The sequence below is a fragment of the Ruficoccus amylovorans genome, assembly GCF_014230085.1.
In the GTDB taxonomy this organism is placed as follows: domain Bacteria; phylum Verrucomicrobiota; class Verrucomicrobiia; order Opitutales; family Cerasicoccaceae; genus Ruficoccus; species Ruficoccus amylovorans.
This window is the reverse complement of the sequence record NZ_JACHVB010000060.1, coordinates 94,208-118,503: the sequence shown is the minus strand read 5'-3', so window position 1 is coordinate 118,503 and position 24,296 is coordinate 94,208. Positions and strand designations below refer to the sequence as shown.

23 protein-coding genes are annotated in these 24,296 nt (G+C 61.7%); 13 read left to right on the top strand and 10 right to left on the bottom strand.

Translation table 11 applies throughout. From position 1 onward, the window contains the following. Positions 1-79: 79 nt before the first annotated feature. Positions 80-685: a hypothetical protein gene (locus tag H5P28_RS17405; protein ID WP_185676964.1), complete on the bottom strand. Its 606-nt coding sequence runs from the start codon at positions 683-685 to the stop codon at positions 80-82. After that, positions 682-1,026 carry a hypothetical protein gene (locus H5P28_RS17400; RefSeq protein ID WP_185676963.1) on the bottom strand — a complete coding sequence of 115 codons (345 nt, stop codon included), beginning with the start codon at positions 1,024-1,026 and terminating at the stop codon, positions 682-684. The genes H5P28_RS17405 and H5P28_RS17400 overlap by 4 nt, the downstream gene beginning before the upstream one ends. 46 nt (positions 1,027-1,072) lie before the next feature. Here H5P28_RS17400 and H5P28_RS17395 point away from each other — a divergent pair, with 46 nt between their 5' ends. Continuing rightward, on the top strand, positions 1,073-1,474 hold the full coding sequence (locus tag H5P28_RS17395) for an acyl-CoA thioesterase (RefSeq protein ID WP_185676962.1): 402 nt from the start codon (positions 1,073-1,075) through the stop codon (positions 1,472-1,474). A 166-nt stretch (positions 1,475-1,640) separates the two neighbouring features. On the opposite strand, the gene H5P28_RS17390 is transcribed toward H5P28_RS17395, so the two are convergent. Next, positions 1,641-2,195 carry a shikimate kinase gene (locus H5P28_RS17390; RefSeq protein WP_185676961.1) on the bottom strand — a complete coding sequence of 185 codons (555 nt, stop codon included), beginning with the start codon at positions 2,193-2,195 and terminating at the stop codon, positions 1,641-1,643. Positions 2,196-2,453: 258 nt separating this feature from the next. On the opposite strand from H5P28_RS17390, the gene H5P28_RS17385 reads away from it, so the two are divergent. From H5P28_RS17385 to H5P28_RS17375, 3 genes are all read left to right on the top strand, one after another. After that, entirely contained in the window at positions 2,454-2,897 is a 444-nt protein-coding gene (locus tag H5P28_RS17385) for a bifunctional nuclease family protein (protein WP_185676960.1), read from the top strand. Between the two features lie 287 nt (positions 2,898-3,184). Beyond that, complete coding sequence (locus H5P28_RS17380) at positions 3,185-3,697, top strand: hypothetical protein (protein WP_185676959.1); 513 nt, start codon at positions 3,185-3,187, stop codon at positions 3,695-3,697. A gap of 246 nt (positions 3,698-3,943) precedes the next feature. Beyond that, positions 3,944-6,199 carry a hypothetical protein gene (locus H5P28_RS17375; RefSeq protein WP_185676958.1) on the top strand — a complete coding sequence of 752 codons (2,256 nt, stop codon included), beginning with the start codon at positions 3,944-3,946 and terminating at the stop codon, positions 6,197-6,199. 243 nt (positions 6,200-6,442) lie between these two features. On the opposite strand, the gene H5P28_RS17370 is transcribed toward H5P28_RS17375, so the two are convergent. Continuing rightward, a complete protein-coding gene (locus H5P28_RS17370) occupies positions 6,443-7,303 on the bottom strand; it encodes a tetratricopeptide repeat protein (protein WP_185676957.1) in 861 nt (286 codons plus the stop codon). Positions 7,304-7,406: 103 nt separating this feature from the next. Continuing rightward, positions 7,407-7,868: a DUF5069 domain-containing protein gene (locus H5P28_RS17365; protein WP_185676956.1), complete on the bottom strand. Its 462-nt coding sequence runs from the start codon at positions 7,866-7,868 to the stop codon at positions 7,407-7,409. A 140-nt stretch (positions 7,869-8,008) separates the two neighbouring features. On the opposite strand from H5P28_RS17365, the gene H5P28_RS17360 reads away from it, so the two are divergent. From H5P28_RS17360 to H5P28_RS17350, 3 genes are all read left to right on the top strand, one after another. Beyond that, a complete protein-coding gene (locus H5P28_RS17360) occupies positions 8,009-9,760 on the top strand; it encodes an ABC transporter ATP-binding protein (protein ID WP_185676955.1) in 1,752 nt (583 codons plus the stop codon). A 132-nt stretch (positions 9,761-9,892) separates the two neighbouring features. Continuing rightward, positions 9,893-10,744, top strand: coding sequence for a formyltetrahydrofolate deformylase (gene purU, locus H5P28_RS17355; RefSeq protein ID WP_185676954.1), 852 nt, complete (start codon positions 9,893-9,895; stop codon positions 10,742-10,744). A gap of 247 nt (positions 10,745-10,991) precedes the next feature. After that, entirely contained in the window at positions 10,992-12,374 is a 1,383-nt protein-coding gene (locus tag H5P28_RS17350; RefSeq protein ID WP_185676953.1) for a hypothetical protein, read from the top strand. A gap of 420 nt (positions 12,375-12,794) precedes the next feature. Here H5P28_RS17350 and gluQRS read toward each other — a convergent pair whose 3' ends face one another. Further along, positions 12,795-13,670 carry a tRNA glutamyl-Q(34) synthetase GluQRS gene (gluQRS, locus tag H5P28_RS17345; RefSeq protein ID WP_185676952.1) on the bottom strand — a complete coding sequence of 292 codons (876 nt, stop codon included), beginning with the start codon at positions 13,668-13,670 and terminating at the stop codon, positions 12,795-12,797. 168 nt (positions 13,671-13,838) lie between these two features. Between gluQRS and H5P28_RS17340 the strand changes: the two genes are divergently transcribed. The 5 genes from H5P28_RS17340 (at position 13,839) to H5P28_RS17320 (ending at position 18,601) form a co-directional block, all read left to right on the top strand. Next, positions 13,839-14,978 carry a hypothetical protein gene (locus tag H5P28_RS17340; protein ID WP_185676951.1) on the top strand — a complete coding sequence of 380 codons (1,140 nt, stop codon included), beginning with the start codon at positions 13,839-13,841 and terminating at the stop codon, positions 14,976-14,978. A 117-nt stretch (positions 14,979-15,095) separates the two neighbouring features. Further along, entirely contained in the window at positions 15,096-16,109 is a 1,014-nt protein-coding gene (locus H5P28_RS17335; protein ID WP_185676950.1) for a hypothetical protein, read from the top strand. Between the two features lie 125 nt (positions 16,110-16,234). Continuing rightward, complete coding sequence (locus H5P28_RS17330; RefSeq protein ID WP_185676949.1) at positions 16,235-16,489, top strand: DUF3253 domain-containing protein; 255 nt, start codon at positions 16,235-16,237, stop codon at positions 16,487-16,489. A gap of 140 nt (positions 16,490-16,629) precedes the next feature. Continuing rightward, positions 16,630-18,279 (top strand): Na+/H+ antiporter NhaC family protein, encoded by a 1,650-nt coding sequence (locus H5P28_RS17325; protein ID WP_185676948.1) that lies wholly within the window; start codon positions 16,630-16,632, stop codon positions 18,277-18,279. Positions 18,280-18,430: 151 nt separating this feature from the next. Further along, positions 18,431-18,601 carry a DUF1328 domain-containing protein gene (locus tag H5P28_RS17320; RefSeq protein WP_185676947.1) on the top strand — a complete coding sequence of 57 codons (171 nt, stop codon included), beginning with the start codon at positions 18,431-18,433 and terminating at the stop codon, positions 18,599-18,601. 117 nt (positions 18,602-18,718) lie between these two features. On the opposite strand, the gene H5P28_RS17315 is transcribed toward H5P28_RS17320, so the two are convergent. Further along, positions 18,719-19,975, bottom strand: a complete 1,257-nt coding sequence (locus tag H5P28_RS17315; RefSeq protein ID WP_221773471.1) for a tagaturonate epimerase family protein — start codon at positions 19,973-19,975, stop codon at positions 18,719-18,721. A gap of 184 nt (positions 19,976-20,159) precedes the next feature. Here H5P28_RS17315 and H5P28_RS17310 point away from each other — a divergent pair, with 184 nt between their 5' ends. After that, positions 20,160-20,978, top strand: coding sequence for a helix-turn-helix domain-containing protein (locus H5P28_RS17310; protein ID WP_185676946.1), 819 nt, complete (start codon positions 20,160-20,162; stop codon positions 20,976-20,978). A gap of 55 nt (positions 20,979-21,033) precedes the next feature. Here H5P28_RS17310 and H5P28_RS17305 read toward each other — a convergent pair whose 3' ends face one another. The 3 genes from H5P28_RS17305 to H5P28_RS17295 form a co-directional block, all read right to left on the bottom strand. Next, positions 21,034-21,585, bottom strand: a complete 552-nt coding sequence (locus H5P28_RS17305; RefSeq protein WP_185677040.1) for a GNAT family N-acetyltransferase — start codon at positions 21,583-21,585, stop codon at positions 21,034-21,036. Positions 21,586-21,710: 125 nt separating this feature from the next. Then, a complete protein-coding gene (locus tag H5P28_RS17300; RefSeq protein WP_185676945.1) occupies positions 21,711-23,318 on the bottom strand; it encodes an aspartate:alanine exchanger family transporter in 1,608 nt (535 codons plus the stop codon). Positions 23,319-23,688: 370 nt separating this feature from the next. Then, complete coding sequence (locus H5P28_RS17295; protein ID WP_185676944.1) at positions 23,689-24,210, bottom strand: PEP-CTERM sorting domain-containing protein; 522 nt, start codon at positions 24,208-24,210, stop codon at positions 23,689-23,691. Between the last annotated feature and the right edge of the window lie 86 nt (positions 24,211-24,296).

The following is a 24,296-nucleotide window of genomic DNA, read 5'->3' as shown; positions in this document are numbered from 1 at the left end:
CCAAGCCCCGTACTTGGACCAGCATTTTAGCCTGCACTTGCGATGCCTGTGCAATAACGCTCTACGCGGACGCCACCGGTTACAATGACTCCCCAGCGAAGGGCTCGGCTTCGCCGTAAATGACGGGCTGCACGTCGGTCGTGAGGTCGGAGAGGGATTGCAGGCGTTCGACGGCCTGCCGGTAGTCGGCGAGGGAATTGCCCCCGATCGCCACAAGCACGCCTGTGCCGTCGGCGGTTTTCTCCGTCAGGCGGTAGCCCCAGGGGTGGACGGCCTCTGCCAGTTGAGGCGGGGATACGCCTGCGGGCAGCGTGACGGTCAGCCGGTCGGGGGCCATGACTACGACCCGGTCCACCAGGTCGTACCCGGCTTCCTCGTGGGTGAATTCCACGACCCGCACGACCTGTTCGGGGTCCATCCCGCGCAGGATGAGGGTGCGCTTCCAGCGATTGTCCGGCAGCGGCTCGCGGTGCTGCTCGGTGATGAACTTCGAGTCCATGGCCACCCGGCGGTCCCGGTAGGCATGGAGGATGCCCGGCACGGCTTCGAGCTGGACTTCCTCGGCGGTCCGGGGGGCGGTCAACTCGTTGCGGTCGCCCTGGCGCTTGCTCAGGATAAAGAACAGGAGCACCATACCGACGGTGAAGCCGACGGCAAAAATTTTCAGGCGGTCGGCGAATTTCACAGAAAACGACCCTCCCGGTGCGCCTTGATCCAGCACAGGACGATGCCCATGCCCCCGGCCCAGATGCCGAAGTACTCGGCTCCGTTGAGGAAACCCTTGCTCAGCCGGTAGCTGGTTTCCAGCTCGGGATGGGTCAGCAGGCCGATGGTGAGAAAAATCCCCCCGCCGATGATCCCTCCGGCCAGGATAAAGGAAAAGGTGAAGATCGCCCACCAGCCGATCCAGTGAAAAACGGCTCCGAGCACGCGCAAGGCCCGGCCGGAGGAGCGGCCGGATGTGCCGGGGGCGCTTTCCACGCTTGCCCCGGAGGTGAGAGTTGGGCTTGTTTTTTCTTCGGACAAGCCACACGGCTTAAACCAGCTTTTTCCCGATAGCAAGAGCAGCCACATGATTCAGACACAAACCAGCATCCGCGTCCGCTACGCCGAAACCGATAAAATGGGCCTCGTTTACCACGGCAATTACCTGACCTGGTTCGAGGCCGCGCGGGTCGAGATGCTCGACATCATCGGCTACCCCTACAAGCAACTGGAGGAGGAGGGCTTCTTCCTGCCGGTGCTGGAAATCAATGTCCGCTATCGCCGCCCGGCCTTTTTTGACGACCGGCTGAGCGTGCGCGTCACGATCAAGGAAAAGCCGCTGGTCAAAATCCACTGCGACTACGAAGTGCTCCGCCACGACGAACTGCTGGCCACCGGCTGGTCCCGCCACGGCTTTATCAACCCGCAGGGCGAGCCTGTCCGCCCGCCCCGGCCCCTGATCGACCTGATGGGCTCGCATTTTGCCTGAGCGGCTGGGGTATGGCCCTGGACCTGCGACATGGGATAACGGCAGTTGACGTCAGGTCAGACGGCTGGCGTTCGCCTTGTGCCCCCGCTTTTGTACTTCCCGACCTTTCCGTTTAAAATCCTTTTGCATGCCAGAGCCGGCGGGAAACGGGCTGCCCTGTGGTGTTTCAGTGTTTGCGGGCGTATTCGTTGGCGGCCCGGCGGTAGAAACGCTCCAGGTGGCTGATAACGTCAGCGAAGGGGCGTTCGTCGGTGTAGATGCAGGTACCGGCGTTGAGGTAGGCCGGTTCGCGCTGGGCGAGCAGTTCGCGGATGCGGCCTTCGGGGTCGGGCACGTTGAGCAGGGGGCGGTTGGAATTGGAGGAGGTGCGCTTGAGGATCGTCTTGGGGGAGGCGAAGAGGCAGACGACCACGCCCCGCGCGCGCAGGGCCTCGGCCATGCCCGGCTGGGTGACGAGCCCGCCCCCGCAGGCTACGATGCAACCGCTGGCGGGGTGCCCGGACTCGATAAAGGCTCGTTCCAGTCCCCGGAAATGAGCCTCGCCCTTTTCCGCGAAAATCTCGGGGATGGGCTGCCCGGCCTGCTCCTCGATCACGTGGTCCGAGTCGATGAACTCCATCCTGAGCCGCCGCGCCAGCGTCCGGCCGACGGTGGTCTTGCCGGTACCCATGAAACCCACCAGATACAGGTTTGGGCGGGGCGTTTTGCATGAGCGGCTCATAGGTGATTCTTCGGTGGGCATTGAACGCTTCCACCCGCCCGCGACCAAGAATAAAATACATGCCGGGTGCAAATGAGAACGTCGGTGCCGTTCGTTGCCGTCGAAGAGGGCGGGGGGAGGGCTGTTCCCTGTGAGCCGAAACTGACCGCATGCCTACAGCCAGAGGCCAGTGAACCGTGCTTCTGGCACGGCCTGTGTTGCCGTGGGAATCGGGAAAAGCACTTGCGGGGAAGGGCTTTATCTGCGACATTGGGAGACATGAGCACCGATGTGGTGGAAGTAACGATCAAGGGTGTGATGCCGACCTCGAACGGCTGCGCGATTTTCCTGGGCTGCCCGGAGAAAACCTTCGTCATCTATGTTGACCAAGGCATCGGGAACGCCATCTCCATGACGATCAACAACGTCAAAAAGGAGCGTCCCCTCACGCACGATCTGGTGACGAGCATTTTCACCGGCCTGGGTGTGCAACTGCGCCGGGTGATCATCAACGACGTGGACGACGGCACTTTCTTTGCCCGCCTCATCCTCTCGATGGAAAATGAGTTGGGCAAAAAGGTGCTCGAAGTCGATGCCCGCCCCAGCGATTCGATGGTATTAGCCTTGCAGGCGAAGCAGCCGATCTTCGTCGCCCGCAAGGTGCTGGAATCGGTCGAAGACATGACCGAAATCCTCGAACGCATCCTTAAGCAGCAGAACTAGGAGCTGTTAGCCAAGTCCTTTGAATAATTGATTGGCTACAAAAAAGTATAAAATGCGCCATAAATGGCAGAACCGCTCTGCGCCTTTGCGCATCTGCGGTGAGAATATTTGACCAAGAACCAAGCTAACGTGACCCCTGAGTCGTGTGGGCAAAATAGCTCGTGGCGCATTCCTGAAAAAAGGGATCCGCAGAGTCACAGGTGCCGGACCCGGTCCTGCCGCCACCTGATGCCAGAACGGGCGTGACAACGCCGCCCGTGCCGGGCAGGCTGAGAGTTGTCGTCGCCATGAATCTCTACGAATCTCCGCCCCGTTATGATCCACCGCCACCGCCTCCGTCGGGCATGCCCCGCCGGGAGGATATTAGCCACCTCGATACGCTGGCGGTTGTGCATTATGTGGTCGGCGGGATTTTTGTTTTTATCTCCTGTCTTCCCCTGCTTTACCTCTTGCTTGGGACGATACTTGTGACCGGAGGGGCGGCAGCGGCGGCCAGTGAAGCTGCCCGCCATGCCCACGGGGGCATGGGCGCCGACCCGGCCCAGTTCGCCCTGGTCCCCGCCGCGCTGGGCGGTTTCTTCATGGTTATTTTCGGGCTGGCCGCACTGTTCAACGCCGCCATCGGCGTCGGGATCATCCTTTCGGGACGCTTTCTGCGCCAGCAACGCAACTACATCTACAGCTTCGTCGTTGCCTGCCTGATGTGCCTTTCGGTCCCACTGGGGACGATCTTGGGTGTTTTTACCATCATCGTGCTCTCCCGGGAGTCGGTTAAGCGCCTCTACGGGCGGACGTTTTAGACCCTGGCAGGAAGTCTGTGCAGGTAGATTGCTTCCGGTTTTACTTCGGGGCTGTTCAGGTAAACGCTCAGTGCGGCGGGATGTCTCCCGCTTTACACCGATGAAAAACAATCCCGTCGGAACGAGAGGGATTGCCACCGTGTCGGAGAGGGTACTAGAGTCTGGTCATCGCGCCCCGCCGGGCCTTGCCGCGTAGCGGGTGAGGTTGCTGGCGATCCTGGTTCATCATTGTTTGTTTCCGTCGCCATGAAAAAAACGCTGCTCGCCCTCTCCGTTGTCGCCGCGCTCGTGGCGGCGTTTATCGCCGGTCGCCTTAGCTCGCGGGAGGCGGGCAATGATTTTGGCGGGGTACCGTCCCTGGAGCGGGTCGAGGTGGTCGTGCGGGACGCGCCTGCTGCGAGCGAGTCGGATGATGGGGTTGCCGCCGCTAGCGGAGAGATTTCGAGAACAGGCGAACCGGCCATTGTCTCGCCCGACCAGGCCGAGCGGGTGGAGACAATCCGGCAGGCGCTGGTCGAGGCGACGGAGACACGCAGCCCCTTTGTCCGCACGCTCAAGCTTTACGCGGTTGCGCAGGATATCCCTATCGCCGAATTGCCGGTTGTGCTGGAGTCGTTAGAGAATCATCCGCAGACCCGGGAGCGGGACGCGGCTCAATGGGCCCTGATGGAGCGCTGGGCCGAGGCTTCTCCGCGGGCCGCGTTGCGTTGGGCGCTGGGCCGGAAGGAAGATTCGTCGCCGCAATTAATCTACAAGGTTTTGAATGTATGGAGTTCGTTCAATGACGAGGCCGCGATGGCCGCTGCCGCCGGACTGGAGAATCCGAAACAACGGCAAACGGCGATTCGGAACGTTATCAACTCGGTGTCAGGGCGGGATTACCTCCGTGCCTACCAGCTCCTGACCAAGTATCCGGATGCCAGCCCGGAGCGCTGGCGTTATAATTCGGTCTTCTCGAACTGGGCGCGGGAAGATCCGCAGGCAGCATACCAGGTGGCTTCCGGCCTGGAGGATTCCGAGGCTCGCCGGGATGCCCTGCGCCGGGTGGTCGGCATCTGGGCGGAAAAGGAGCCGGACGTTGCGCTGGAGGTTGCCTTGCAGTTCCCGGACCGGCAGACACGCCAGAGCATGGTGCAGGGGATTCTTTACGAAATGGCTAAAGACGAGCCCTTGCGGGCGTTGGAGATTTACCACGAGCTGCCCGCCGGTGGGGCCGGTGAATGGGCCTTGAGCAGTATCTACCGGCGTTGGGGCGAAGAGGATCCGCAGGCTGCGATCGAGCATCTCAGCACCAATGTGAGGAACTTGAGCCTGCGCCAGCAGGCCAGCAACAACATTGTGCAGAGCTGGTACGAGCAGGATGAGGCGGCGGCTCTGGCCTGGCTGGAGGCGATGCCGGAGTCGAGTCTCAAGGGCGAGATTTACGAGGGGCTCGTCAACTCCGCCGCGCAAAACGGGAAGCTGGACAAGGCCTACGACTTGCTGGAGCTGATGCCTCTGGGCAACCGGCGCAACTGGGCGATGCAGAATGTGGCCCAGAGCCTGGCCCGCGAAGATCCGCAGGCGGCCCTCGCCTTTATGATGGCCAACACCAGTGGGCAGGCGCGCCAGAATCTCAGCCGGAGCCTGATTTTCCAGTTGGCGGAGAATGATCCGCAGATGGCGATCCGGCTCGTCGATCAATCCCCGTTGGGTGAGGGCCGCCGCAATATGATCTGGAGCCTGGCCAACAGTTGGAGCAGGTACGACCCCGAAGCGGCGCTTGACTGGGCCCAGTCCCTGAAAAACCCCGGCGAGCGTGAACAAGCCCTTTCGGCTTACTATAACCGGTTGGCTTCGGACGATCCGGTTGCGGCCGCAGAGGTGGCGCTGCAAATTGAGAAAGGGCAGGTCCAGACAGATCTGGTCCGCAATATCGCCTATAACTGGTCCCGCTACGAACCGGAGGCCACACTGGACTGGGCCTCTGGCATTGAAGAGGGGGAGATGCGCGCGTCTGCGGTTCAGGCCGCTATCCGCACCTGGGGAGAATCCGATCCGCAAGCCGCCGCCGACTGGGTTATCCGCCAGCCCAAGGGCGATGAGCGCAACAGCCAGATCAAAGAACTGGCCTCCGCCTGGGCGCAATCCGATCCGGCCAGTACTGCCGCGTGGATTGAAAACCTCCCCGAAGGCGATCTTTATAATGACGCCCAGCGCGATCTCGTGCAGACCTGGCTGCGGGCGGACCTCGCCGCTGCCGCCACCTACATGACGGATATGCCGCCTGGCGATAACCGCGACTCAGCCATCCGCAGCCTCGTGCAGCAAGTCGGCCAGTACGAACCGGGCTATGCCGCCGAGTGGTCACTGCGGGTGAAAAACGACGGCCAGCGTAAGGAACTCCTTAGGCAGAGTCTGAAAGAGTGGGGCAAGCAGAACAAATTCGCCGCCCGGCAATTCGTGATCAGCAACGGCTTTTCCGCCGAGGAGCGTGAGCAGTTGATGAAGGCGATTGAGTAAGACTCATTCGAAGTCGCTTTGAGGGGTATGCGAGAGGGTGTTTTTTTCAAATAAACACCCTCTCTCGCTCTCCCCAAAAAACTTTTGTGACGGAACTTCGTTCCTTGGCCAGAGCGGGAACCTTCAACGACCCCTTGGGTGGCCCACGAAAAAAGCCGCGCGGTGAGCGCGGCTTTTGTGGAAATGAATGACGGCGTTGGAAGTGCAGAGTCGTCCTGGACCCGGAGGCCGAATCGGGGAAGATTACTCGGCGGCGTCGCTGGCGTCCGTGGTGGTCGCTTCGGCGTCCGTGGCTGGTTGAGCAGCGGCGGGCGCTTCAGCCTGCGCAGGAGCAGAGGCGGCTTCGGCCAGTTCGGGCGTCTGCTGGAGCTGGCGGTCGGCCTGAGTGCCCCAGGGGCCGTCCTTGTCGAGGGCGCTGGCCTGCTCGAAGTAGCGGCGGGCGTTGGCGTAGTCACTGGCGGCCAGGGCAATGACGCCCAGGTCGAAGGTGGCTTCGGCGCGAATCGAGAGGAGGGCCGTCTGGTCGGCGCTGATCTGGCTGAGCAGGTTTTTGCCCAGCTCCGTTTGCCCGGCCTGAATCTGTGACATGGCTTCACCGAGGCGGGCGCGGCCCTGCACGTAAGTGTTGGCAAGGGAGGCGGCGGCGGACTTGTAAAGCGGCGCGGCGGCGGTGTAATTGCCCTGCTCGTACTGGCTGTCGGCGGACTGGAGCAGCGCGAACCCGGCCAGCGGGTTTCCGGCGTACTTCTCACCGAAGGCGGTCAGGGCTTCGGGAGTGTCGGCCTGGCCGTAGGCGGCCTGCATGGAGCGGACGGCACTGCGTTGATACATCCGGTAGCCCTCCACCGCGATGACGCCGAGGAAGATCGCGATGATCAGGTAAATGATGCTCTTTTTGTACTTGTTCCAGAAGAGCCAGACCTGGTCCTCAATGTCGGCTTCCTTGAAGGCGTCATCGACGTGAACGAGATTGCGGTCGTCGCCCTGGAGCGCGTCCTTGCTGTGCAGGCGGCGGTCGGCCTCCTCAAGGTCCTTGCGGTCAAAACGCGGATCGTTGAGGATGTCGTCCTTGGTCTTCTTGTGCTTTTTCGGGGGCCGGTTCATGGTGACTGGAAAAGGGGCGCACTCTTGCCTGCCCGGCGGTGCAAGTCAATACTCGGTTGCAGGGCGGATCGGCAGGGGCGAAAATGTCAGGATTAACGGGGTATTATTCGATCCGGCCTTCGTCGAAGTCGATCAGGTCGGGCACGGACTTGATTTCGCCCACGCGATCGGCGCAGCCCATTTTCTCCAGCGCCTCGGCCAGAAATTCCCGTCCGGCCTCGGTCATGCCTTTTTGCACCAGGTCGCGATTCCAGGCCGGGGCGCGCACGTCGGCGGGCAGGACGGCCCGCAAGCGGGCCTCGGCGTCGGCCTCGTCCGCCGCTCCGGCAATGGCCTCCTCGACCGCGTCGGGTTCCACCCCGAGGTGCTGGCTGAGGAAGCGGTCGAGCCCGCGCTTGTAGTTTTTGCGGTAGCTCTTGGGCAGTTCGCCGTGGGCCTTGACGTAGCGGATCTTCGCGATAAAGCGCGGCAGGTAGAGCAGACCGGTGGCCGGGTGCGCCTCGTAGGGGGAGGGCAGGCAGGTGAGGACTTCGCCGGTCGAGCCGGGGATGGGCCGGGATTTCATGCGCTCAAGACAAGGGCTCCACTTCCGTTTGACAATCGCAAATGCTGCCCAGGGCATACCGCGGAGCGGTTGAGCCTAATTCTCAATAATCTAATCTATGTTTGGACAAAGGCGGAAAAGCTGCTTTGTTGACTGATCCCATGAAAACGATCTGGCGCGTCGCGCAATACCTTTTCCGCTACCGACTGCTGTACTGGCTGACGATTCTGTTCGCCGTGCTCTCGATTGCTTTTACGCTGGCCATCCCGCGCGCGCTGGAGTGGCTCATCAACAGCCTCTCCGACAGTGACTTGACGAGCCTGTGGCTGGGGATCGGGGTCATCCTTGGGTGCTACTTCGGGCGGGAGCTGTTTAATTTTTTCCGTATCCGGGTAAATAACATCCTGGAGCAAAAGGTGCTGGTGGACATGCGCCGCGAGATCCACGCCAAGCTCCTGCGCCTGCCGGTTTCTTTCTACGACCAGCGCAAGAGCGGGGAAATCGCCTCGCGCGTGGTGGACGACGTCAACAACGTCGAACGCGCCCTGCTCGACGGCACCGAGCAGGGAACGACGGTGGTGGTGCAGATCGTGGGCATCACGGTGATGATGTTCCTGATGCAGCCGTTTCTGGCTTTCTGGGTCATCCTGCCGCTGCCGGTGGTGCTGTGGTGGGCCTTCCGCTACGCCAAAACCTCCCGCAAGCACTGGAGCGCGGTTCGCAAGTCCGCCGCCGCCCTCAATGCCTTACTGGTCGAGGATATCCAGGGCAACCGCATGATCCAGACCTTTGCCTTGCAGGAGCGCGAGTCGCGCCGCTTCGATGCGATGGCGCAGGATTTGCGCAAGAAGAGCCTCAAAACGATGTTCCTGTGGTCTTTTTACATGCCCGGCAGCCAGTTCGTGGCCAGCCTGGGGACGGTGGCCGTCTTCGCCGCCGGGGGGTACCTGATTATCACCGAGCAGGCGTTCACCATCGGGGAGTTTTTCGCCTTCTTCCTGCTGGCGCAGATGCTCTACATGCCGCTGTGGCGGCTGACCATGCTCAACCAGATGCTCGCCTCCGGCAAGGCCTCCGGGGACCGGGTATTCGAAATCATCGACGCCGAGGTCGAGGTGGACGAGCCGCCCGCGCCCAAGCCCTTCCCAGCCGGTAACATCGAAGTGAAGTTTGACCGGGTGGACTTCCGCTATCCCGGTCGCCCCGCCGTGCTGGAGGATTTTAATCTCACGCTCGAAGCCGGTAAAGTCACCGCCCTGGTCGGCCACACCGGCGCGGGCAAGTCCACCGTGGCCAACCTCGCCATGCGCGCCTACGACGCCACTGCCGGGGCCGTGCTGGTCAACGGCATCGACATCCGCGAGCTTTCCCTGCACGAGGTACACGGGCAGATCGGGCATGTCGCGCAGGAGCCGTTTTTGTTCGAGGGGTCGGTCCGCGAGAACCTCTTGCTGGCCCGCGAGGACGCCACCGAGGAGCAACTGGTGGCCGCGCTTGAAGGGGCGAGCGCGTGGGACTTTGTGGACCGCCTGCCGGAGAAGATGGACACCAACATCGGCGAGAAGGGCGTCCGGCTCTCCCAGGGCGAGAAGCAGCGGTTGACCATTGCCCGTGTGCTTTTGAAAAACCCGCCGCTGGTCATCCTCGACGAGGCCACCGCCTCGGTGGACACGATCACGGAGCGCCAGATCCAGAGCGCACTGGACAATCTCATGGCCGACCGCACGGTGCTGATTATCGCCCACCGGCTCTCCACCGTGCGCAAGGCGGACAAGATCGTCGTCCTCGAAAAAGGCCGCATCATCGAGATGGGCACCCACGACGAGCTTCTGCTCGAACAGGGCCGCTACGCCAACCTCTGGCTCCACCAGGTGGACGTGATTCAGGAGGACTTCGAGAACTCGGTGAATTAAGTGGCTGTGATTGCGGGCTTGCGCAGCCCGCCCCCGCGGTGCGTGGCCGCACAGGACAATGAGGCTGCCCTTACGCCACCCCAAACGCGGGCTTTACCTTTCGGGTACGGTCGGCTTAGGGTGGGGCTTTCCATGAAGCCGCCCAGTATTATCGCCTTGCTCTCAGGCCCGGACCAGCCGGGCCTCGTCGCCCGCGTGGCGGGTTGGATCTACGAGCGCCACGGTAACATCATCCACGCCGACCAGCACCGCGACAGCGAGGCCGAGGTGTTTTTCCAACGCGTGGAGTGGGTGCCTGCCGGTGATATTAAAGAGGAGCAAGCCGCTTTCCGCGAGTTGGCCGAGCGCGAACTGGGTATGAGCGCCCGCGTCATGCTCTCCAGCGACCAGCCGAAGGTCGCCATCATGGTCTCAAAGATCGAGCACTGTTTCCACGATATTATCCTGCGCTTTCGCTCGGGCGAGTTGCCGGGCGAACTCGTGGCCGTCGTCTCGAACCATGAGACTCTGGCCGCCGCCACTGCCGCCTACGGGCTGCCGTTTTACCACATCCCCGTTACCCGCGCGAACAAGGCCGAGGCCGAAGCCGAGCAGGTGAAAATCCTCCGCGAGACCGGGGCCGAGCTGGTTATCATGGCCCGCTACATGCAGGTGCTCAGCGAGTCGTTTTTGAAAAACGTGGGCTGCCCGGTGATTAACATTCACCATAGCTTCCTGCCCGCCTTCGCCGGGGGCAAGCCCTACCATCAGGCTTACGAGCGCGGGGTCAAGCTCATCGGGGCGACCGCCCACTACGCCACCGCCGATCTGGACGAGGGGCCGATCATCGCGCAGGACGTGGCCCGCGTCACCCATCGCCACGGCCCGCCCGACCTCGTGCGCCGGGGCCGTGATCTGGAGAAGACCGTCTTCGCCCAGGCCGTCCGCTGGCACCTGGAGAACCGCATCCTCGTCTATCATAACAAGACTGTGGTCTTTGACTAAGCTTTCCCGACGAGAGGAAAACTGGTCACGAAGGACACCAAGGAGACACGAAGAACACAAAGTTCCTTTATGTCTCATTTCTTTTATCCACAGGTTTACCGTCCGCAGGCAAAGGCTATTGCCTGAGCAGCGCTTCGTGCTCTTCGTGTCTCCTTGGTGTCCTTCGTGACCGTATTTCCCCAAAAACTCTTTTTCACCAAAATCTCCACCCTCGCAACCAACCCGCTTCGCCGGGGTTTTTAATGCCATGTCCCTGTCTTCCAAGAAAGTCCTCCTGCTGGCAGGCGCCTGGTGCGTGACTGTCGGCGTCGCCTATTTCGCGGGTTCTTCCCTCACGGAGTCCGGAGAGGGAACAACCGCCGCCGCCACGGCTCGACCGGGGACCTCCTCCGGCGGAGCCAAGACCTTTATCATCGACTCCTCGCAGGCGGACAAGACCGCCGCCATCCTCGGTTCCGCTGGTGCGGACGAGTCCGGGGAGTTGTCCGGTGGCGCTGGGGGCGTCACGCTCAATCAGGCCGTGGCCGCCTACCTGGCCAATCCCGGCAGCCGCCTGGCGCGTCAGCAGTTGAGCCTGATGATCCAGTCGCTCGGCGCGGACGAGATCAGTGGCGCGCTTGCCATGATCGAGGAAATGCCCGCCGGCTCCAACCGCGACCGCCTGCTGGCCGAACTGGTCGGTCAATGGGCGACCTACGACCCGCAGGCCGCCATCGTCTATGCCCAGAGCCTGCCCAGCATGCAGCTGTCTAACTTCGCGCTGAACGAGGCGCTTCAGGGCTGGGCGCGGGTGGACCCGCAGAACGCCCTCGCCTGGTGGTCCTCCGATGCGAACACCGTCTCCGGTCGGGAGGGTAACCGCCAGCTTGACTCCATCCTGCGCGGTTACTCCGAACTCGACCCCTTCGGCGCGTTCCAGTACGTCTCGGCCATGTCCGAGGATTCGGTCGAGGGGCGTCGCCTGAAAAACCGCGCCATCGAGACGGTGGTGGATTCCATGCTGGAGCAGGGCCGGCTGACCGATGCGCTGGCCTGGACCTCGCAGCTTCCGGCAGGCGAGACTCAGACTGCCGCGCTTTCGGAAATCCTTGAGGACTGGACCCGTTACGACCCCGATGCCGCCTCCGCTTACCTGGAAACGCTTTCCGGGCGCGACGATTACAGCGAGTTGCGCAACAGTATGCTTCGCTCGTGGACGCGTAGCGATCCGGCCTCGGTGGCGGATTATATTTCGGGCATGGATGCGGAAGACCCCGACGTGGGCCGCCTGACCACGATGCTGGTCGCCGAGTGGGGCCGCTACGACCTCGCCGCCGCCGGGGAATGGCTCAACAGCCAGCCCGCGAATGAAGAAACCGACCGTGCGGTGGCCATGTTCACCTTTCAGGCGGCTTCCGAAGACCCCGCCGGAGCCATGACCTGGGCCGAATCCATCACCTCCGACCAGATGAAGGGCCGCCTGATGAACCGTGTGGCCAGCGAGTGGAAAGCCCAGGATCCCGAAGCCTTCGCCGAGTATCTCAAGAGCGCTGACATTCCCGACACCCTGAAAGCCGAGCTGGAAAACGTCCAGCCCAGCGGCAGCAACCGCCGCGGCGGCTTTTTCTGGGGTGGACGTCCGCCGCGCTGATCCTTGGCGGTGCTGGGAGCAGCAGAATGTGCAGGGTCCGTCTGGACCAGTAATCTGCCTGTCGCGGGTGCGGGCTGCGTAATCCCTCGGTGAGTATGCCCGGAACTTGAGGCCCTAGTGTCGTGTTAGCTAGAGCGTTTCCAATAAAGTCGTAGCCGTCACAAAAGGGCCGAATGTCTAAATGATTAAATGGTTAATTGTTATTTCCTATGTTCGGCATCCAACAATTAACAATTAGCCATTTAGCTATTCAAAGTTTGTGGCTACAGTATTTTTTGAAACGCTCTAAGTTCTTAATAAATGTTAATGGCCACAAAAAGGCACAAGAAGCACAAAAAACTTCGTGGATACAGAGTTCGCTCTGCGTCTTTGCGCCTCTGCGGTGAAAATATTTTTATCAGGAACTAAGCTAACGGGACACTAGCTCATCTGCGCCGCGAGGTGGCGGACTTCCTCCGGGGGCGTGCCTCTGGCGCGGAGGGTGCGCAGGCTGAGGGCATCGCTACGCTTGGCCAGCCGTTTGCCATGAGTGTCGCGGACGAGCGGGCAGTGGGCGAAGGCGGGCACCTGTGCGGTAGCCCCGAGCGCCCGGTAGATTAAAAGCTGGCGGGCGGTGGACTTGAGCAGGTCGGCTCCGCGCACGACTTCGGTAATGCGCATGGCCAGGTCATCCACCACAACGGCCAGTTCGTAGGCGGGCACACCGTCGCGGCGCCAGATGAGAAAATCCCCGAAATCCTCGCCCGCGACAAAGGATTGCTCGCCCGCCAGTTTGTCCCGGAAGCCGATAACTTCGCCGTCGGGGACGCGGAAGCGCCAGTTGACGCCTTCCGGCGAGCGGGCATCGCGGCCGGTGCCGGGGGCGGGGCGCCACTGCGGCGGGTAAATCGGCTCGGCCTCCTCGTCCTCCTCATGGGGGGCGGCCACGCGCTCGCGCAGTTCGCGCCGGGAGCGTTCGCAGGGGTAGATGGCTCCGGCGTCGCGGAGTTTTTCCCAGGCGGCGAGGTAGTGGGGCAGGCGTTCGCTCTGGTTGTAGGGGGCGTGCGGGCCGCCCACGTCCGGACCTTCCGCCCAGTCAAGGCCGAGCCAGCGGAGGTCTTCGAGCGCGTCGTGGGCGTACTGCGGACGGCATCGCTGGGGGTCGAGGTCCTCGTTGCGGAGGATGAGCGTTCCGCCCGCCGCCCGGCAGCGCTCCTGTGCGCGCAGGAAGGTGGCCGCGTGCCCCAGGTGGAGCCAGCCGGTGGGGGTGGGGGCGAGCCGTCCCCGGTAGGCGCTGCCGCTGTTTTTATCCAACACCCGGTCAGCCTGTCTTTTCGGGGCCGGAGGCGGCAATGCTTTTTACCCGGCGGGAAGCTTGTCCGTGGGATTTTATTTCCGGTCCGTAAAAGTTTGGGTTTGTCATCTAATCGTAACGCGGCAGTGTAAACGATTCTTATGTTGGGATTTTTTAAAAAAGAATATCTTATGATGCTGGTAAGCCTGACGGGAGTGGGGATTTCCGTCAGGGCGGCCCAAGATGGTGCCTCGAAGCCCGTTGACGCGGTTGAGCCAGCGGTTGCGGTTGCGGTGGAGGCGGCGGGGGTGGGTCCGGTGGTTGTGGCCGGGGAGGACGATCTTTTCATCGAGGGCGTTGGGAATGCCTCCGATGCCCCCGAGGTGCCCGCCGAACCGGACGCGAATTACGTGCGTTTCTCCCTTGGAGCCGAGTACTGCGGGACTTTTGATCGGGACAGTCTGGACGCCCTTAGCAGTTGGTTCCAACTGCGGGCGCGAATTCACTACTCACTCGGGGTGGCGGCGACCCCGGCCGGGAACTTCAAGGTCAAGGGCCTGGCCGGAACCGGGAACCAGTTCATTTCCTCGTGGATGAGCGTGGCCAGCACGATGGGCCAGACAGTGCCGAAGAAGGATTTCTACATGCGCCAGATTTACCTCCAGAACGACTACGCGGGCTGGCAATTCCAGGCCGGGGTCATCCCGCCCAACGGCGGCGACATTACCGACCTGGGCTACGACACGGACGGCTGGATTGATGGCGGGCGGGTGTCTGCCCCGCTGGGCGAAGGCCGCCTGGAACTGGTCACCGGGATCATTGACCACCTGACCGACCCGAGCGCCTTTCAGGAGTGGGGGGAGTGGAACTATTTCGGGGCCAAGCTGGTTCAGCCGCTGCCTTGGTACGAACTAAAGGGCTACCTCTCCTACGAGTACCTGGAGGACCAGAACTACGTGGACATGCAATTGCAGCGGACCTGGGAGCTGGACGAGGGGATCGACTTCCTGGGTCAGGTCGAGGCGATTTATAATTTCACGACCCCGAGTTGGGCCTGGGGTGTTTCGGGCCGTCTCCAGACCGAGGTGGTCAACGTCATCGTCGAGTACACCTACATCAACCGCGATTTCGGTCTGCGGGGCATGCTTTCGGAGGACTTTTTCGGATTTGGGCACCGCCTCGATGTGGAGTTCAACGGCGACATCCCGCTGGTGGACGGGCTCAACTGGTTCGTCATGACGGACCTGACCGAGCAGCGGTTGCGGGTGCGCGCAGGCTTTAATTACGGTTTTGGCGCGAGCACGCCCGGCTATCTGGCCCGTTTCGATTGAGGGCGGGCGAGACTTAGGCTTGATTGCCCCGGCCCTGCCAGTCTATGCGTTGCGTAACAATCGTGACAATTGCCACAATTGTCACCGACCCAGCCCCCCTCGGGGCGACCCTTCGCTATGTCTGTCCGTACACTTACTCTCACCGTGGGCCTGTTGGTTGGCCTGCTGGTAAGCTTCACCCTGCCGGTGGCCGCAGAACTCGAACCCAGCTCGATCAGTTTCAGGATCGGCATGCGCTACAATACGCAGTTCGACAAGGACACGATGGACCAGCGGACGGGCTGGCTCCAGTACCGCGGGCAGATCAGCTACGCGCTGGGGCTGCTTAGCTCGCCGGCGGGGGACTTTACCCTGCGCGGGATCGCCGGGACGGGGCGCTCCTACACCTCGTCCTGGAACAGCTTCGTCTCGACCGTGGGGCAGACCGTGCCCGACCAGGTCTTCAACATGCGGCAGATTTACCTGCAGGATAATTTCGAGGGCTGGACGGGGCAGATCGGCGTTATCCCGCCCAACGGCGACAATATCCCGACCCTCGGCTACGATGTGGACGGCTGGGTGCGCGGGGGCCGGGTGACGGCCCCGCTCGGCGAGGGCCGCCTGCAACTGGTTACCGGGGCCATCGACCACCTGAGCGACCCGAACGCCTTCCAGACCTGGAACGAGTGGAACTACTTCGGCGCGATCCTCGAACAGCCGCTGCCGTGGTGGGAACTGCGGGGCGGGCTCTCCTACGAGTACCTCGCCGACCAGAACTATGTCGGTGCCGAGATCGCGCGCCAGTGGACGCTCGACGAGGGCATGACCTTGACCGGCGCGCTCGAAGCCCTGCACAACTTTACCACGCCGACCTGGGCCTGGGCTGCTGCTGCCCGCCTGCGAACCTCCCCGGTCACCGTCGGGGTCGCCTACACCTACATCAACCCGAACTTCGGCCTGCGCGGCGAGCTTTCGGATGACTTTTTCACGCTCGGCCACCGGCTGAGTATCAACTTCGGCGGCGAGGCGCTGGTGAAGGACTGGAGATGGTTTGTGAATACGGACGTGGCTGAGCAACTGGTGCGCTTCCGGATTGGTTTTAACTACACCTTTGGCGCCAGCGAGCCGGGCTACCTTGCGATCTTTGATTAGCACCTCGTCGATGGCCTGAGAGATTCGCAGCCCGGTTCCGTTTCTGTTTAGCGATAGTGTCCTGTGCCCTGCAGGGGCGCTAATGGGGCTTGCCGGCTGCGGGGCAGGCGCTAGATTGCCGCAGGATGGATGAAGCGAAAATGCGGCGGGTGATTTTTGGGGTGACGCGTGAGCGTGGCGAGAGCGGTACGGCCTGCCCGTCCGATGCGGCCCGGAAAATCTCCCCTTACAAGTGGCGTGCGCTCATGCCGCAAATTATCGGTGCGGCCCGCCGTATGGCCGCCGATGGCGAAATCGTCATGGTGCAAAACGGCCAGCCGGTCGATCCCGCCACAGCCAAGGGAGCCTTTCGCCTGCGCCTGCCGCCGGGCAAGTTTTAGCCGAGCCAAGATGATTCGGTGCGTTGCGCGGCCTTGACTGCGGTCCTGCTCGTGCTCTTACTGCGGGCATGGTTGCTGCCGACAAGCATTTTGCCGTGCGGATATTCGGGTCCGTGGGATTCTGGGTTTTTGCGGTTGGGATGGCGTTGTCCTTATTTGTGGGGCAGTCGATTTCCCCGTCCTGGTACGTGCAGAAGGTTTCGCTCGACAAGGCCAACGAGGAAAATGTCCAGCGGGCAATACCGGCAGATGACTCCCTGCTGTGGGCGAGCCAGGGGAGTTCATCGCAAACGGTGCCCACTGAGGAACCCGAGTGGGTGCGCGTGGACCAGGAAGACGGGACTTTCGAGATTTTTTCCCTGACGCCGCGCAAGCACTGGGGCTACTGGTCGTTCCTGCCCGCAGTCATGGCAGTGGCGCTGTGCTTTGTCACCCGCGAGCCGATCACGGCACTGACCGGCGGCATCCTCGCGGGGGCGCTGCTCATGCACCAGTACGACGTGGCTGGCGACGTGCTCATCCCGGCACTGGCAACGCGCAGCGGGGCCGGGATTCTCGTGCTTTACCTGTGGTTCCTCGGGGGAATCATGGGGATCTGGTCGCGCAATGGCGCGGCTCTCGCCTTCGCTGAGCTGATGACGCGGCGCTTCGTGCGCGGGCCGGTGACGGCGCGACTGGTCGCCTGGTTCCTCGGAGTACTCTTTTTCCAGGGCGGTACGCTCAGCACCGTGCTGGTCGGCACGACGGTGCGTCCGGTGGCGGACAAGGAGAAAATCAGTCACGAGGAGCTTTCCTACATCGTGGACTCGACGGCTTCGCCCATTGCCATCCTGATCCCTTTCAATGCCTGGGCCTTTTATCTGCAAGGGCTGATCTTCGTTTCCGGCGCGGGCTTTCTGGCAACCGAAACTGACCGTATCCGTTTTTTCATTACATCGGTCCCGCTGTCGTTTTACGCCATGCTTGCAGTGCTCTTTACCCTGCTGCTGTGCTTTGACAAACTGCCCTTTCTCGGCGCGGGGATGCGCGAGGCGATCCGTCGCTCGCGTGAAACCGGCCAACTCGACCGTCCGGGAGCCCAACCGATGCTGGCCCGTGAACTGGAAACGAGCGATCCGCCCGAGGGCTACCGCCCGAGCGTGTGGGAGTTCTTTGTCCCGCTGGGCCTGATCGTGGGCGTGGCGCTGGGGACGGCTTTCTGGTTCGGCTCCCCCGATGTGCACTCGGCCTTCGGGATCGCCCTGCTGGTCGCCTTTGGCGTGACACTGGCGCGGGGCATGAGCCTGGAGGATGCAGTGGGTGGCCTGACCAACGGACTCAAGGGCGTCGTCTATGGCTCGGTCGTGCTACTGCTGGCTGTCATCATCGGCAGCATCAGTCGCAATGCGGGTGGAGGCATTTACCTGATGGATGTTTTCGCCGGGGAGTTGCCGTTCTGGATGCTGCCGGTCCTGTTCCAAGTGCTGACGATGTTTATCGCTTTTTCCACCGGGACGAGCTTTGGCACCTTCGCGGTGGCCCTTCCGCTGGTCATGCCGCTGGCCTGGGCCACGGCGCTCTCGCTCGGGATGGAGCACCCGGTGCTCTACCTGAGTATCTGCTTTGCCGCCGTCATCAACGGCAGCGTTTACGGCGATCAGTGCTCCCCGATTTCCGACACGACCGTGCTTAGCAGCATGGCCACGGGGTGCGACCTGATGGACCACGTCAGGACGCAAATCGGGCCGGCGACAATTGCCGCAGTGCTGGCTGGAATCGGGTGGACGGCGGCTGTGTTTTTAGCGCTTTAAGGGGGAAAGGCTCGTCCTGTTTTTTGCCGCTTTTAGCCTCATAAGGGGATCTAAATGCGTCGATTAGTTGACGTTTTGTGGCTATGCGTTATATTGTTAGTCAGCAAACACTGCTGATGAAATAACACTAAAAACTGGAAAGGAATCTCCTATGTTAGGATGGGCACTTGTCTTCCTTATCGTAGCTATCATCGCTGGAGTTCTTGGCTTTGGCGGTATTGCCGGCGCTGCTGCTGGCATCGCAAAAATTCTCTTCTTCATCTTCCTTGTGCTGCTGATCGTGGCAGCTATTTCCGCCGCCGTGCGCGGACGAACCCCATAGGGTTGACGGACAAGACGGGCCCGACTCCGATTGCCGGGCCCGCTGATGCAGGCCGAGGCCTGTGGGTAATACGATAAATTCAGATTTCCCGGCCGGGTGATCCCGGCCGGGATTTTTTTATATCTGGCCAAAGATGGGCAGGATGTGACGACGGTAAAGATTGTCGGTCACACCCTGGTTGATGATGGCGGCGTGCTCATCAAGCGCGTTGAGGTAGCGGTCGCCCATTTTCGCGGCGATCTTGAACCCGACGTGGATCAACTGCCGGAGATGTTGATTGTATTCAGAGTTGGATACGTCATGTTCGAGCGCCGCCACGAACTGCTCCGAACTCCACTGCGCGACGCTCTCGGCGGCGGGCAGGCGGTCGGTGTCGATGTCGATGACGGTGCTGTAGGGGGCTGTCAGCTCGGCGTAGTGGGCCAGGCTTTCGGCGTAGATTTCCTTGGCGATGGCGAGGCCTTCGCCACCGGCTCGGGCCAGGCCGATGACTTCCTCAAGCCAGGTCGTGCCAGCCGTTTTGACGTGGAGCCCGGCCCCGTGCTCGCGAATAAGCCGCCTGATGACCGGATAGAGTGAGAACTTGTCGCTGCCGGAGTGGACGCTGATTTTCAGGCTGGCGGGCAGTCCGAAGTTATTCACCGCAAAGCGAATGATGCACAGGTCGGCGTGGAACTCCTCTTCGAAGCGGGCAAGATTTCCCACATAGTCCACCCCCTTGTTGAAGCGTCCGGTAAACTTTGGGGCGACGGTCTGGGCAGGGATTTTTTGCCAGGCCATCATGCTGAGAAGATAAAAAATGTCGGCCGGGCCCTGCGGCTGATCGGTCTCGTCGATGGAGACTTCGGTTACGAAGGAAGAATCGGCTTTTTGTGTATCAATATGTCGATACAGCTCACCCGCCTTGGCGATGGCTGTGAGGTATTTGGCAGCGGCGACCTCGGCGGATTCGCGCGAAAGAACGAGCGGCTGGGCGAGCCCCTCAATTTGTTGCTGGCCAAAATACGGTTCGACGGATTTCAGCCAGTCTGAGACATCTTCGGTGGCGGGCGTTTCGCCAACATAGTCGGCCACGTCGAGGGTGAAGAAGTTGCTGCCCGCCAGAAAGGCATCGACGGTTTCGAGCCGGATGTGATCGGCGTCCACGTAGTAGCTGCCGTTCCACTTGAGGGCGCTTACGGCGTCGTCAGCCTCGGCCCGCAACGAGTCCGGACGTGTGCCGACTATCGTGTGCTCACGGTGGGACTTGTTCCAAACCGGGTAAAGGTCGATGCCCTTGGCGTGCGCGTTGAGGACGGCCTGGAGTTGGGCTTTGCCCTGGAGTCCGAAGCGGTCGCCCATGCCGAAAGTGAAACGTTCGATAGTCTGGATCATGATAAGGTGTGCTGGATGTTTTGGCGGATGGGGGAGGCTTTGTGGTTCGGAGATTGCAAAGGTATCTTTCGCCGTTGAGCGGAAGCATTGCTGCAACAATAGAATACCGAATATGCGCGAAAAAGTCCATGCCCCGGGCGCTCAATGATTTGACTCTATCGCTCATTTTTGAAAGCGTAGATATGTGCTGGTTTACTTCAGTTACGGCCGACGCCGGTATTTTGAGGAACCGATCCGGGGGCAGGTCCGGCTGTTCTGGGAGTTTCAGGCGGTGGTGCAGGGGGCCATCCGACGTACGCTTTCGGATGGCTCGGGCGCTGCGCTGCTACAGGAGAGTACGCTGTGGCTTTCTCCGCCCGGCTCGACGCACGGATGGAGCGGTAAGCCCAGGCAGCCAGCGACGATCGTGGTCTTTCATTTTCGCTACATCCCTGAGGTTTTGGCTCAGTGCCTGGGAGGCGGGCGTGAGGCCAGGATTTCGCTCACGGGGGAGGATTGTCGCCGGCTGCGTCGCTTGGCGGGGCAGGTGCGCTCTTATTGGGATCATCCGGCGCCGGGCATGATGCTTTGCTATGAGCATGCGCTGATGGAGCTGTCGCTGCTGGTTTACGAATCGCTGGGGCGGGACGGGCACCGGACTGGCCAACGGGTTCATGCCCGCGTGCAGGGGGCGCTCTCGTGGTTCAGCGCCCGCATGCGTGACAACCCCGGACTGGATGAGGTGGCGCGGGCGATCCACGTTTCCCCCGCCCACCTGAGGCGGCTGTTTCACGAGTCTTTCCAAAATAGCCCGCGGGAGATTTTCGACCAACTGCGATTCCAGCGGGCGATGCAACTACTGACCGATACAGACCTGCCGGTCGGGGAAATCGCTTTGGCCTGCGGGTTCGAGGAGCTGAGTTCGTTTTCCCGCGCGTTCAAACGGCGCTTCGGTTCCAGTGCTCGTGAGTTAAGGTCTGGCGCGCGGATGGTGCCGGTCGGGCATCCATTGGAGGGGCATTGACGGTGACCGGTATCTCCGGACCGGACAAAATGCGGGCCGATTGTGAGCGATAAGGCTAAGTGGTGGCGTGACCTTCTGGACGGCGAAGTCGATACAGCCGGTGGAGTCGAAGCGGGTGGTCAGCGGGCAGGCGCGGGTGGTTAAAGTCCTCGTCGGTACAGGTCTGCATACCCAGTCGTCGCATGACGCGCTGGGAGGGCGTATTGCTCTCGGTTGTGAAGGCGACGATTTCCTCTCGCCCGAGGGAGTTGAATCCAAAATCGAGCACCGCGCGGGCGGCCTCTGTGGCGTAGCCGTTGTACCAGTGCTCGGGGCTCAGACGCCAGGCGATTTCGGTGGCGGGCGCGAAGGGCAGGTCGGCGCCGACTTCGAGCAGCCCGACAAAGCCGACCCAGCGGGCGTCGGCCTTTTTCTCGACCGCGTAAAGGCCGAATCCGTGTTCCTCGAAGTGCCCGCGAATACGGGCGAACAGCGTACGGGTTTCCTCCTCGCTCAGGGGGGCGGGAAAGTAGCGCATAACGGCGGGGTCGGCGCAGAGCGTGGCCAGCGCCGGGAAGTCATCCTCGCGCCAGTGGCGCAGCCGGAGACGCTCTGTTGCGGTGGGCACCGGTGCGGATGAAGGCTGGGCGGCGGGGGCGTTGTCACTCACGGAGGTTGACGGAAGACTCTTGTCCACGTGGTTTCAGAACAGAACTGTCGCGGCGGGTTAGGATGACTGCTTGCGCGCCACACCTAGCCGATGAGTTTGATCAGGAACTTGGCCAGCAACGCCATCATGATGACGGCGACCGGATAGACCGTCGCGTAGCTGACGATCGGGGCCTGCTGGTGGGTCTTTGACACGATGGCGCCGAGCGCGGGAGTACTGGTCATCCCGCCGCAGATCCCGCCGAGGCTCTGGGCCACGGTCAGTTTCATGATCTTGCGGGCAGTGATGTAGCCGACGACCATCGGCACGATGCTGATGAGCGCGCCGACGAGGAAAATCTCCGCCCCCTGCGTCTGAATCGCTTGTCCCATAGAAGCACCGCCCTTGATCCCGGCATCGGCCAGGAAGAACACCAGTCCCATCTCCTGAAGCAGGACGCGGGTGGGCCGGGGAATGTAGCCGACGACGCCGCCCACACGTCCGAAGTGCCCGAGCAGGAGCGCCACGAGCAGCGGTCCCCCGGCCAGGCCGAGCGAGAAGGTGTCACCCCAGGGCAGGGGGACACTCAGCTTGCCCAACGCCACGCCGAGGGCGAGTCCGATGGCGAGCGAGGCGAGGGAGGTCTCGGAAAACGCCTGTGTGTGATGGCCGATGGCTTCGCCGAAAGCGGCCAGCTTGTCCTGCGCGCCGACGGCGGTGAGGATGTCACCTTTTTCCAGGCGGGTCTTCATGTCGGGCACGAAGGTGAAGTCCAGGCGGCTGATGCGAGTGACGACGACCCCGTGGTTACGCAGCGGGTCGATCTCGGCCAGGGTTTTTCCGATCAGCTCTTTTTGGGTCACAACGAGTTGGCGGCGCTCGTTATCGGCGTCGAGGACGATGTTGCGGTCGCTGACCCGGCCGATCAGCTCCGTGGCGATTTTGACCGCCTTGGGCGCGCCGACCAGCAGCACGAGCTGCCCGGCATCGAAGACATCCTCGTAGCTGACGGGTTCGAGGCGGTTGTGACGCCAGATGCGGGAGACCTGGCAGCCGCCGAGGTCGGCAAGACTACTGTCCCCGAGGCGTTTGCCAAAGAGGTTCTCGTTGCGGACTTCGACCAGGCGGCGCTCAATGGCAGCGGCGGAGTCGCCTTTGGTTTCGGCGGAGTCTTCCTCGATCTTGAGCTTGAGTAGCTTCGGGATGAGCTGGACGAAGAGCACCACGCCAATGACGCCGAAGGGATAGGCGATCCCGTAGCCGACGACGACATCGGTTCCGGCGGCTCCGCTGCCCTCGGTGGCGGCGGCGAGCGCGGGGGTGCTGGTCATGGCCCCGGCGAAGGCCCCGGCGGCCATGGCCGCATCAATGTGGAAGAACTTGGCCAGCGCCCAGGTCGTGAGTGCCCCTGAGCCGACAACGACGAGCGCGAGCTTGGCCAACTGGCTGCCTTCTCGCTTGAGCGCCCCGAAAAAACGGTTACCGGCGCTGATCCCGACGCAGTAGACAAAGAGCGCCAGGCCGACGCTACCGATCCCGGCCGGGATGGTGCAGCCCAGGTGCCCGGCCAGCAGGGCCGTGAAAATCACGCCGGAGGAGCCCAGGGTGATTCCTTTGATCTGGATGCTGCCCAAGGCGAGCCCGAGGCCGATGAGCCCAAAGAGGGCCAGCAGCGGATTGCTCAGGATGGTTTGGAAAAAGTCGCTCGGCATGTTGGTTGTCTGGTGAGAGCCCGGAATACCGGCCCCCAACCTGCCTCCATTGACTGGCGGCACGCCGTGCGACCGACATCCCTAGCGCGAAGATGTCTGTTTGTCGGGCATTCTGGCTCCCGGGACTGGGGTCCGGTCACAGTTGCGCGTCAGCTCCTGTTTCTCACAGGATTTCCCCGATGCTGTTGGCTGTTGAATGTAGCGGGCGCAGTCGTAGGGGCGAGACGAAAATGTGTCAAGTAAAATTTATATAGAGATGTCCTTGAATTAGTTAATTTGATTGCGCGTTTGTTGGGCGGTACGCAAAAACGCCCGGAAACAAATGATTTCCGGGCGCGAAAGATGAAAATGAACGATTGTTGCGATTCAACTAGGTGTGCCGCCTCTTGCGCAACCAGAGCAGAGCGAGAGCGGCCAGACCGAACCCGACAGCGTAGGTAGCGGGCTCAGGGACGATATTGATGGCGATACTTCCGCCGGTCGCCGAGATGGCGCTGCCGCCTTCGGCATACATAGTAGTGCTGCCACCGTTGTTTATCGCGTAGCTCTGGCCGTCCATTTCCTCCCATGTGTTGCCTGACTGTATGGATTCGTAAAAATCGAGAGAATCAAAGTAGAACCCACTGGTAAAAGATGCGTTGTAGTAACCGATCGAGCCCGAAGTACCTGCGTAGTATTGGACGGGTTCGAATGAACCTGCCCCTTCAACTGAGATGGACAATATTGAACTGTGGTCGCTGGGGCTGACGGCAGCGCTATCGACGGTAAAAACCGCAGTAAAGTCAGTGCTTGAGCCGCTGAGAACGAAGTTGATGGTAATCGCAGCCTGAGCTCCGGTGCAGAGGGCTAGTGCAAGGTAGAGACAAAGTATGCGTCTGGGGGGTAAATGCATGATTTCATACAAGCACTATTACTTGGGATAAGTCAATGAATTATGAGCAGGCCTTCTGTATCACAGACGCAGTGGATAGTAAATAT